Below are 10,544 nucleotides of genomic sequence, written 5' to 3'. Positions count from 1 at the left end.
GACCCGGAGGGGGGAGCGCAGGGATCGGCGACGGCGGCACGGAGGGGGAGCCGTCGCAGCCGGTCCCTGCTCGGCAAGACGGATCGGTAAATGACCACTATCAGGCCAAGCTTCGCCCAATTCCAGCCGCTTGGCCGACATCGCACAGTGCCATCGTTACGTTCCAATTGCGAACTGCAATGCCCCCCGTACAGAGGAGTTGAAATGACCCGCGCCAAGCAGGCCCTGGTAGCCGCAGCCTTCACCGCCGCCCTCACCGCGGCAGCGGCATCCCCCGCCCTGGCCGACAGCCACGCCACCTTCAAACCGCAGGACGGACACGTGTCTAGCTACATACTCTCGGACGGCCACGCATCCGTCATCGAAGCCCACGGGCAGCTCGGGGACAGCGTCGCCACCCCGCAGGACGGCCACGCCTCCTGAGCGTGCGGCGCCTCCGGGCGGGGCCGGGCCGACGGCCCGGCCCCGTTCACACTCGCAGAGTCGGCTGACTTCCCGGGGCCTGCCTCCCGGAGCGTGTCGGGCACCAGCCCGACCGGACCAGGAGGCAGGCCTCAGGCATGCCGGACGGGGCTCGGCGGACTCGACGGGCCTGGCGGCCGCTTCCGGCCGGGCCCCTGGCGCGAGGCGCCCCACGCGCCCACGGCTCGACAGCCGCAAGGCACCGACGGGCCCCGGTCATTCGGCTACCGCGAGGTACCCCCGCGCGCCCGCAGCTCGTCCTTGAGCACCTTGCCGCCGGCGTTCCGCGGCAGCGCGTCGAGGAACTCGACCTGCCGCGGCACCTTGTAGTTGGCCATCTCGCGGCGTGCCCAGGCGATCAGCTCCTCGGCGGTGAGCGGCGCGCCCGGTCTGCGCACCGCGTACGCCTTGCCCACCTCGCCCAGCCGCGGGTCCGGCACCCCCACCACCGCCACCTCGGCGATCTGCGGATGGCGGGAGATCCGCCGCTCGATCTCCGCCGGGTAGGCGTTGAAGCCGCCCACGATGAACATGTCCTTGAGCCGGTCGGTGATCCGCAGCCGGCCCGACCCGTCCAGCACCCCGATGTCACCGGTGCGCAGCCAGCCGTCCGGGGTCAGCACCCGCGCGGTGGCCGCGGGATCCTCGAAGTACCCGGACATCACGTGGTAGCCGCGGACCAGCACCTCACCAGGGCTGCCCGGCGGCAGCTCGCGCCCGTCCGGACCGACCACCCTCACCTCGGTGCCGGGGATGGCCCGGCCGCTGGTGCCGGCGACGGCCTCGACCGGATCGCCGGGCCGGCACATGGTGACGGTGCCGGACGCCTCGGACAGCCCGTAGGCGGTCAGTACGGTCTCCACCGCGAGCTCCTCGCGCAGCCGGGTGACCAGCTCCAGCGGCACCACCGCCGCCCCGGTGACCACCAGCCGCAGGCTGGACAGCCGGTACGCCCGGCGGTCCGGGTGGTCCAGCAGGGCCTGGAGCAGGGCGGGCGGTCCGGGCAGCACACTGATCCGCTCGGCGGCGACATGCGCCAGCGTGGTGTCCGCGGTGAACACCGGCTGCGGCACCATCACGGCGCCCCGGGTGAGGCAGGCGATGACACCCGCCTTGTAGCCGAAGGTGTGGAAGAAGGGATTGGCGATCAGATAGCGGTCCGCCGCGGTCAGCCCCGCCAGCCCGCTCCAGGTGTCGTAGACCCGCAGCGTCTGGGCGTGGCTGGTCACCACGCCCTTGGGGGCACCGGTGGTGCCGGAGGTGAAGATGATGTCGGAGGGGTCGGCCGGGCGGATCGCCGCGGCCCGCGCCCGCACCTGGGCGGTCGGTACGGTCCGCCCCGCCGCCAGGAACTCCCGGCGGGTGCGGAAGCCGAGCGGGGCGTCCTCGGCGAGCACCACCACCTGGCGCAGCCAGGGCAGCCCGGGCAGCGGACCGCGCCCGGGACCGCGCCCCGCCGCGCGGCGCAGTGCGGCGACATAGGAGGTGCCCAGGAAGGTGCCGGTGACGAAGAGCAGGCCGGCCCGGGTGCGGCGGAGCAGTTGGGCGGCCTCCTCCCCCTTGAAGCGGGTGTTGATCGGGACCAGCACAGCGCCGGCGGTGACCGCGCCCAGCGCGTGGACGATCCAGTCGGTGGTGTTCGGCGCCCAGATCGCGACCCGGTCGCCCGCTTCCACACCGGCTGCCAGGCAGGCCGCGGCGGCCCGTTCGACCCGCGCGCCGAGTTCGGCGTAACCGAGCCGGTGGCGGCCCTCCACGATCGCCTCGGCCGGTCCATGGCGCTCGGCGGCCCAGGCCACCAGCTCCGCGACGGTACGGGGCACGGCGGCCTGGGCGGCGTTCACCGGGGAGGCCCCCCGGGGCTGGGCTGCCTGGGCGGGGCCCGCCGCCCCGGCGCGCCCGCGTTCGGCGGCCTGGGCGGGGTCCATCGCCTCGGCCCGCCCGCGCTCGGCGGCCTGGGCGGGATCCGCTGCTCGCGCGCCTCCCCGCCCCTCGCGGGGCCGGGCCGGGTCTGTCGTCATGGTGCCGCCTCCCTCCGGCGACCGGTGGCGGTCGGCCGCAGACGAGCTGACTGTTCGTCAGATTAGCGGTAGCCTTCCCCGCTGTCAGCACCGGGCCGGACCGCGGAGGTGGCCGATGGGGGCACGTTCAGGGACGCTCAAGGACGCCGCGGCCATCGTCGGCATCGGCCAGACGCGGTTCGCCAAACACCTCCCCGAGACCGAGAAGGCCCTGGCCTGCCGCGCCGTGCTGGCCGCGCTGGCGGACGCCGGGCTGCACCCCTCGCAGGTGGACGCCTTCGCCTCGTACACCATGGAGGAGACCGACGAGGTCGAGCTGGCCAAGGCGGTGGGCGCCGGCGACGCCACCTTCTTCAGCAGGGTCGGCTACGGCGGCGGCGGCTCCTGCGCCACCGTCGCGCATCTGGCCGCCGCGATCGCCACCGGGCAGGCGAGCGTGGGAGTGGCCTGGCGGTCCCGCAAGCGCGGCAGCGGGCCCCGCCCCTGGACCGACACCCGTACCCAACTGGCGGTGCCCGCCCAGTGGACCCGGCCGTACGGACTGCTGCGCCCCGTCGACGAGATCGGCATGCTGGCCCGCCGCTACATGCACCAGTACGGCGCCACCCGCGACCACTTCTTCCAGGTGGCGCTGGCCTGCCGCAACCGGGCCAACCAGAACCCGGCCGCGCTGATGTACGACCGCCCGCTGACCCGCGAGATGTACATGACAGCGCGCTGGATCAGCGAGCCGCTGTGCCTCTACGACAACTGCCTGGAGACCGACGGCGCGCTGGCCTGCGTGGTGGTCTCGGCGGAGCGGGCCCGGGACTGCCGGCAGCGGCCGGTCTATGTGCACTCCGCCGCCCAGGGGCTGCCCGCCCAGCACCACGGCATGGTCAACTACTGGACCGAGGACCCGCTCACCGGCCCGGCGTGGACCGCCGCCCGCAACCTGTGGAAGGGCGCCGACCTGGGACCGGAGGACGTGGACGTGGCCCAGATCTACGACGCCTTCACCGCGCTCATCCCGCTCTCCCTGGAGGGCTACGGCTTCTGCGGGCGCGGCGAGGGCGCCGCGTTCACCGAGGGCGGGGCGCTGGAGATCGGCGGCCTGCTGCCCATCAACACCTCCGGCGGCGGGCTCAGCGAGGCGTACGTCCACGGCTTCAACCTGATCACCGAGGGCGTCCGGCAACTGCGCGGCACCAGCACCGCCCAGGTGCACGGCGCGGCGACCTGCCTGGTCACCGCGGGCGAGGGGGTCCCCACCTCGGCCCTACTGCTGCGGAACTGAGGACACGGGCACCGGTCACCGGGAGGGAGCCTGCCCATGGACGACAACGACACCACCCGCGGGGCGGACGGACTGCTGCTGCCCCAATCGGACGAGGACGGCGCGCCGTTCTGGACGTACACGGCCCGCGGTGAACTGCGGGTGCAGTGCTGCGCGAGCTGCCGCGTACCGCGCTTCCCGCCCCGGCCGTGCTGTCCGCACTGCCAGTCCTTCGACACCGAGTGGCGTCGGGTCACCGGGCGGGGCCGGATCTGGTCGTATGTGCGCCCGCACCCTCCGCTGCTGCCCGGGTACGCGGCCCTGGCGCCGTACACCGTGGTGCTGGTGGAACTGGCCGACGCCCCGGGCATCCGGCTGGTCGGCAATCTGGTGGCCGCCGCGGACGCGCCGCTGGACTCGCTGGATCCGGAGCGCGTGCGGATCGGGGCCCCGGTCCGGGTGGCCTTCCACACCATGGCCCCGGGCGTGGTCGTCCCCCGCTGGCTGCTGGAGCGGCCATGAGCGTAGGGCCGGAGTGGCTGGGAATGCCTTCGCCCGGTGCGGCCGGAAGGGAGCGGCCATGAGCATACGGCCGGAGTGGCTGGCGAGGCCCTTGACGGGGCGGCCATGAGCGTGCGGTTGGAGCGTCGGGGGGCGGTCGCGGTGGTCACCCTGGACCGCCCGCACCGGCTCAACGCCATCGACCTGGCCATGGCCGAGCGGCTGACCGCGGTGTGGCGGGAGATCCGCGCGGACGCCGCGATACGGGCGGTGGTGCTCACCGGCGCGGGTGACCGGGCCTTCAGCACCGGCATCGACCGAACGGCCCGGGTGCCGCAGCCGCCCTCGCCCTACTCGCTCGACGATCCGCTGCTCGCCATCGGCCCCAAGGCGAACGACCTGTGGAAGCCGGTGGTCGCCGCGGTGGCCGGGATGGCCTGCGGCGGCGCCTTCTACCTGCTGGGCGAGGCCGAGTTCATCGTCGCCGACGAACACGCCACCTTCTTCGACCCGCACACCAGCTACGGCATGGTCAGCGCCTACGAGTCGATCGCCATGGCGCAGCGGATGCCGTTCGGGGAGGTCGCCCGGATGGCGCTGATGGGCACCGCCGAGCGGATCTCCGCCCAGCGGGCCCATCAGACGGGGCTGGTCAGCGAGGTCACCCCGGCCGGTGGCGCACTGCCCGCCGCGCTGGACGCCGCCCGCGTCATCTCCGGCCACCCGACCGAGGCGGTGCAGGGCACCGTACGCGCGATCTGGGCGGCCCGGGAGGCGGCGCGGGCGCAGGCGATGGCGCAGGCCCCGGCGCTGATCGCGCTGGGCAGTGCGCCGCCGCAACGGCAGGCGGAGCTGTTCACCGCCCGCGGCGGGGAGTTCCGGGTGCGTTGACCGGGACGGACCCGGCACGTACCGCTCCCCTGACCGGCGGGCCGGCGCCGCGGGGCCGGGCCCGCTCGTGGCGCCCCCGGACGGCCGCCGTCTCCCGACCTCAGATGATCTTGCAGCGCTTGACCGCCTTGGCGGTGAGCCTCTTGCGGACCGGCACGTCCACGGTCTTGGTCTCCCCCGCCTCGGTGACCCCGCTGTCCCGCACCCTGGCGACCATCCGGCCCCGGGCGTTGCTGAGGACGACATCGGCCGACCAGGGGGCCACCTGGTCCTCGGAGTTCGTCACCCGCACCGTGACCACCCACCGTCCGGCGCGGTCGCGGTGGGCGCACTTGACCAAGGTCACCTCCGCACGGGGCGTCTCGGGGGTCGGACTGGCCGATGGCGAGCTGTCGTAGGAGCCGCCACCGCTGTCGTAGGAGTCCTCGCCGCTGTCGTAGGAGCCCCCGCCGCTGCCGCCGGTGGAGTAGCCCCCGTCGTCATCGTCGTAGTGGTGGCTGGATCCGCTGCTGGAGCGGTGCGGCCCGGAGCAGCCTCCGCCACCGCCGCCGCCATGGCTACTGCCACCCCGGCTGCCACCGCCCTTGCCGCCCTTGCCGGTCGAGAACCCGGTCAGCGTGATCAGGACCACCAGGCAGACGGCCATCAGCCGGATACGACGTCGTGTCACAGTCAACCCCCCCGTAGGCAACCGCCGAAATCGGCGGCTCACCGTATCAAGGGGGCATTCAGCGCGGTACGTTCACCGCCCTGTCACCGCCGCTTCGTTACACCTCTGCTACTGGCGCGCCTGCCGGGACTGCCCGGTGCCCTTGGCCGCGTCCAGCGCGTACACGCACCGGTCCTTGCTGCACGCGTAGACCACTCCGCCGGCGACCACCGGCGCCCCGGTGATCTCACCGCCGGTGGCCAGCTTCCAGCGCAGTGCGCCGCCTGCCGCGTCCACCGTGTACAGGCAGCGGTCGGCCGAACCGAAGTGCACCCGGCCCTCGGCCACCACCGGGGCGCCGATCACCTCGCCGCCCGCCGCGAAGCGCCACTTGGGCGTCCCGGTGACCGCGTCCAGGGTGTAGAGCGCGCTGCCGCTGCCCAGGTGCACCGAGCCGTGGGCGACCAGCACCGGGTCGATGGACTGCCGCGGCTCGGTCGCGATCCGCCAGCGGTCCCGACCGGTGGCCGAGTCCAGCGCGTAGACGGTGCCCTGGTAGTCGGCGATGTAGAGGCCGCCGCCGGTCACCGCGGGCCCGGGGGCGTACGCCGGGGGGCACAGGAAGACCGCGGGCGCCTCGAAGCGCCAACGCACCTCACCGCGCGCGATGTCGACGGCCAGCACCCGGGTGCCCGCCGCCACATAGACCACCCCGTCCGGCGCCGACAGCAGCCGCATCGGCACCCCGCCGCAGGAGGCCGCGTCGCCGATCGGGTAGGACCAGCGTTCCGCGCCGGTACGCGCCTCCAGCGCGCGCAGCCGACCCTCCTGCCAGACGAAGACCGTGCCGTCGTGGATGGCCGGCCCGGACTCGGGGGTCTCGAAGTCGGTCTGGGCGCCGCGGAGTTCCCACAGCAGCTCGCCGTTGGCGGCCTCCCATGCCTGGACGCCGCCGCCCCGGGTGCCGGTGATCACCGTGCCGCGGTCCACCTTGAGCGAGTACACCCAGCCGTCCATCGACAGCCGCCAGCGCTCGCCGCCGTCCACCGCGTCCAGCGCGTACAGCGTGGGCCCGTCGGAGGCGTGGATCCGGCCGTCCGCGACGGCCATCGCCCAGGCCACGTCCCGGGTCTTGAAGGTGCGCCGGCCACTGGCCACATCCAGGGCGTGCACCTCGAAGGAGGTCACGTAGAGCAGTTCGCCGGCGACCACCGGGGTGCCCCAGACGTCGTTGGACATCCGGAACCGCCAGGGGCGCCAGCGCGCCTGCCCGGCCGCCTCCGGCGCGGCCTCCGGGGCCGGCGGGTGCGGCTGCGGAGGCACCGCGGGCAGCGGCGGGCCGGCCGGGACCCCTTCCGGAGGGCGCACCCAGCCGGTGCCGGCGGCCGCGGCGTCGTGGCGGGGCTGCGGCTCATGGGTGTCCACGGCCCGCGGCCCGGGGCCGATGGGCACCTGCGAGCCGGACAGCCGCACCGGGTTCTCGGCCGGCGGCACTTCGGCCGGCAGCGGCTGCGCACCGGGCGGCGCGGCGTGCTGGGCGACGGGCGGCGCGGCATGCCGTCCGGGCGGGCTCGCCGAGCTGACCTGGCTGGCCGGGCTGGCCGCCTCGGGGGCGCGCAGCCCGCCGCGCGGGTCACCGGTGGCCGAGGGCTCCCAGCCGGTGCCGCCGGACCGCGGTCCGGCGCTGTGCCGGGGGCCCGGGGCGGGCTGGTAGCCGACCTCGGAGCGGGGCGCGGGAGCGCCGCCGCCCGAACCGCCGTCGGGCCGAGGGGCCGTGGCTCCGGGGGCCCGGCCGCCGCGCTTGCTCTCTATCAGGGCGACGGCGCTGGACGGCAGCCAGGCGGAGGCGGTGCCGCTGTCGTCGCCACCGGAGGCGAACAGGTGCGGGGCGAGCTGCGCCTGGAGGTCGGCGGGGCTGGGCCGCCGGTCGGCCTCCATCTGCATGCAGGACTCGATCAACGGCATCAGCTCGTCGGGCAGCCCAGTCAGGTCCGGCCCCTCCCGCAGCAGCATGAAGACCGTCTCCACCGGGTTGGCGCCGTGGTAGGGGGCGTGCCCGGTGGCCGCGAAGGTCAGGGTGGAGCCGAGCGAGAAGATGTCGCTGGCGCCGGTCACGCTGCGTGAGTCACGTGCCTGCTCGGGCGACATGTACGCGGGCGTGCCGACGGCCACGTTGGTCATGGTCAGCCGGGTGTTGGAGACCCCGGAGGCGATACCGAAGTCGATCACCCGGGGGCCGTCCTCGACCACCAGCACATTGGAGGGCTTGAGGTCGCGGTGCACCAGTCCGGCGCCGTGGATGGACTGCAGGGCCTCGGCGATACCGGCCGCCAGCCACCGCACCGCCTGGGCGGGCAGCGGACCGCACTCGTTGACGATCTCTTCCAGAGAGGGGGCGGGGACGTAAGCGGTGGCCAGCCAGGGGACGGGGGCGCGGGGGTCGGCGTCGACCACGGCGGCCGTGTAGAAGCCGCTGACCGCGCGAGCCGCCTCCACCTCGCGGGTGAAACGGACCCGGAACAGCTGGTCCTCGGCGAGTTCGGTCCGCACCGTCTTGATCGCCACGCGGCGTCCGGCCACCGAACGCGCGAGATAGACCAGCCCCATACCGCCCGCACCGAGCCGGCCGAGCACCTCGAACGGGCCGATCCGCCTCGGGTCGTGCTGTGTCAGCTGCTCCACCACTTTGCCTGCCACCTCCCCGTAGGCGTCGAAATTAACAGCCCCGCGCAGCGTCTCACCGACAAACCATCCGGCGGCACGCAAGCTGCATTCTCTCTGCCCAAGGCGGCGGTTGCGAACCCGGGGGCGATTCGTCGCCTCATAGAGGGATTCCTGGCGGACCGTACCATCACGCACTTCGTACCGCTCTACGGGCCTATGCGGCCTTTGAGGTGTCGATCACCGCGAAGTCGGCACCCTGATCATCGACCAGCATCGCGAATCTGCCGTACGGCGTGTCCTGCGGGTCGCCCACCGTCCGACCGCCCCGACGGCGCGCCGCGGCCACCGTCTCGTCGCAGTCCTCGACCGCGAAGTAGATGAGGAAGTGGGCGGGGAGTTCGGCGGGAAAGGAGTCGTCCATCACGGCGCGCCCGCAGACCGCGGTGCGCGGCCCGACCGCCTCCCCGGCCGGCGACCACATGGCGAAGTCGACCCCGCTGCCGGCGCCGGCGTCATGGCTGCCGTAGCCGAACACCTCCTGGTAGAAGGCGTCCACCGCCTCCTTGTCCCGGGTGTAGAGCTCGGTCCACAGGTACGAGCCGGGCTCGCCCTGCTCCTCGAAACCGCGGTGGCTGCCGGGCTGCCAGAGGCCGAACACCGCGTTGCCGGGGTCCATCGCCGTCGCCATGGTGCCGAGGCCGCCGACCGGCGTCGGGGGGACGATCAGCCGGCCGCCGGCCGCCTGGATCCGGGCGGCGGTCGCGGTGGCGTCCCGGGTGGCGAGGTAGACGTTCCACACGGTCGGCATCCGACCGTCCGTCTTGGGTACGAGTGCGGCGACGTGGCGACCGTCCAGGAATGCCTGCGTGGAGAAGCCGTACGCCGGGTCGCCGGCACCGAAGGTCCAGCCGAACAGCTCGCCGTAGAAGCGCTTGCCCGCCTCCACATCGGGGAGCGAGGCGTCCACCCAGCAGGGCACGCCGTCCTCGAACGCGGCCATGGCTCCGGTCCTCCCGTGTACAGGGGCGCTCCAGTGAGCCTCCGCCCGCCACGCTAACCGGGGTCGGACGATCCCGCTCGTCATCCGCCGGGGCGCCCGCGCCCCCGCTCCACCACCGCTGTCCACAGGCTGTTGATAAGAGCATTCACCCGTCTGGGGGAGTTGCCGGCATCGGGTGGACCGGGCCGCCGCCAGGGTATGCGCCCGGGGCCCAGGGGCCGCTCCGCCGCCCTCCCCCGGGCGCCGACCCCGTTCCGTACATCACCGGAAACTGCCTGTTCACAGCGGTACAACCGGTCCCGGAACCGGCTAACCCCATTTGCACGCAGTCGAATAGCGCTCCGATCACCCCTCGGTAAGCTGACGGCATGACAGGACAAGTACGAACCGTCGACGGCCGGGTCGCCGGGCGTCGCGGGCAGGCGACGCGGCAGAAGCTGCTCGACTGCCTCGGCGAGATGCTCAGCACATCCCCGTACCGAGACGTCAAAGTCATCGATGTCGCACGCAAGGCGGGCACCTCGCCCGCCACGTTCTACCAGTACTTCCCGGATGTCGAAGGCGCCGTCCTGGAGATCGCCGAGGAGATGGCCAAGGAGGGCGCGGCCCTCACCGGGCTGGTCTCCGAGCGGGCCTGGACCGGCAAGGCCGGCTGGCAGACCGCGGAGGAGCTGGTCGACGGCTTCCTCACCTTCTGGCGCAAGCACGACGCCATCCTGCGGGTGGTGGACCTGGGCGCGGCCGAGGGCGACAAGCGCTTCTACAAGATCCGCATGAAGATCCTCAACGCGGTCACCAACTCGCTGACCGACTCGGTCAAGGAGCTCCAGTCCAAGGGCAAGGTGGACAAGGACATCAGCCCGGCCGCGGTCGCCGGCTCCCTGGTGGCGATGCTGGCCGCGGTCGCCTCGCACCAGAAGGGGTTCCAGACCTGGGGCGTGAAGCAGGCGGAGCTCAAGCCGAGCCTGGCCACCATCGTCCATCTGGGAATCACCGGCCGAAAGCCCACCAAGTAGCCGGCCGGCCGGCGGCCGAAGTCCGGTGCCGCGCGGTGCCCGGCGTCGGACCCGGGACCCCCGCGTCCCCGAGCGGCCCGGCCCC

9 protein-coding genes are annotated in these 10,544 nt (G+C 73.7%); 5 read left to right on the top strand and 4 right to left on the bottom strand.

Annotation, left to right across the window (positions count from 1 at the left end):
- Positions 1-204: 204 nt before the first annotated feature.
- Positions 205-423, top strand: a complete 219-nt coding sequence (locus E4099_RS22105; RefSeq protein WP_135340853.1) for a hypothetical protein — start codon at positions 205-207, stop codon at positions 421-423.
- Positions 424-686: 263 nt separating this feature from the next.
- On the opposite strand, the gene E4099_RS22100 is transcribed toward E4099_RS22105, so the two are convergent.
- Complete coding sequence (locus tag E4099_RS22100) at positions 687-2,483, bottom strand: FadD3 family acyl-CoA ligase (protein ID WP_245245077.1); 1,797 nt, start codon at positions 2,481-2,483, stop codon at positions 687-689.
- A gap of 115 nt (positions 2,484-2,598) precedes the next feature.
- Between E4099_RS22100 and E4099_RS22095 the strand changes: the two genes are divergently transcribed.
- The 3 genes from E4099_RS22095 to E4099_RS22085 all read left to right on the top strand — a co-directional run bounded on the left by E4099_RS22095 (position 2,599) and on the right by E4099_RS22085 (position 5,130).
- Entirely contained in the window at positions 2,599-3,759 is a 1,161-nt protein-coding gene (locus E4099_RS22095) for a lipid-transfer protein (protein WP_135340852.1), read from the top strand.
- Positions 3,760-3,795: 36 nt separating this feature from the next.
- Complete coding sequence (locus E4099_RS22090) at positions 3,796-4,260, top strand: Zn-ribbon domain-containing OB-fold protein (RefSeq protein WP_135340851.1); 465 nt, start codon at positions 3,796-3,798, stop codon at positions 4,258-4,260.
- Positions 4,261-4,365: 105 nt separating this feature from the next.
- Positions 4,366-5,130, top strand: coding sequence for an enoyl-CoA hydratase/isomerase family protein (locus E4099_RS22085; protein ID WP_135340850.1), 765 nt, complete (start codon positions 4,366-4,368; stop codon positions 5,128-5,130).
- Positions 5,131-5,230: 100 nt separating this feature from the next.
- On the opposite strand, the gene E4099_RS22080 is transcribed toward E4099_RS22085, so the two are convergent.
- The 3 genes from E4099_RS22080 to kbpA form a co-directional block, all read right to left on the bottom strand.
- Positions 5,231-5,800 (bottom strand): hypothetical protein, encoded by a 570-nt coding sequence (locus tag E4099_RS22080; RefSeq protein ID WP_135340849.1) that lies wholly within the window; start codon positions 5,798-5,800, stop codon positions 5,231-5,233.
- Between the two features lie 108 nt (positions 5,801-5,908).
- Positions 5,909-8,464, bottom strand: coding sequence for a protein serine/threonine kinase AfsK (gene afsK / locus E4099_RS22075; RefSeq protein ID WP_209446690.1), 2,556 nt, complete (start codon positions 8,462-8,464; stop codon positions 5,909-5,911).
- 193 nt (positions 8,465-8,657) lie between these two features.
- Positions 8,658-9,443: an AfsK-binding protein KbpA gene (gene kbpA, locus E4099_RS22070; RefSeq protein ID WP_135340848.1), complete on the bottom strand. Its 786-nt coding sequence runs from the start codon at positions 9,441-9,443 to the stop codon at positions 8,658-8,660.
- Positions 9,444-9,811: 368 nt separating this feature from the next.
- On the opposite strand from kbpA, the gene E4099_RS22065 reads away from it, so the two are divergent.
- Positions 9,812-10,459 (top strand): TetR family transcriptional regulator, encoded by a 648-nt coding sequence (locus E4099_RS22065; protein WP_135340847.1) that lies wholly within the window; start codon positions 9,812-9,814, stop codon positions 10,457-10,459.
- Positions 10,460-10,544 lie beyond the last annotated feature (85 nt).

Source organism: Streptomyces palmae (assembly GCF_004684805.1).
Lineage (GTDB): Bacteria > Actinomycetota > Actinomycetes > Streptomycetales > Streptomycetaceae > Streptomyces > Streptomyces palmae.
Note: the sequence above shows the minus strand (reverse complement) of the source record. Positions and strands in the feature narration are given on the sequence as shown.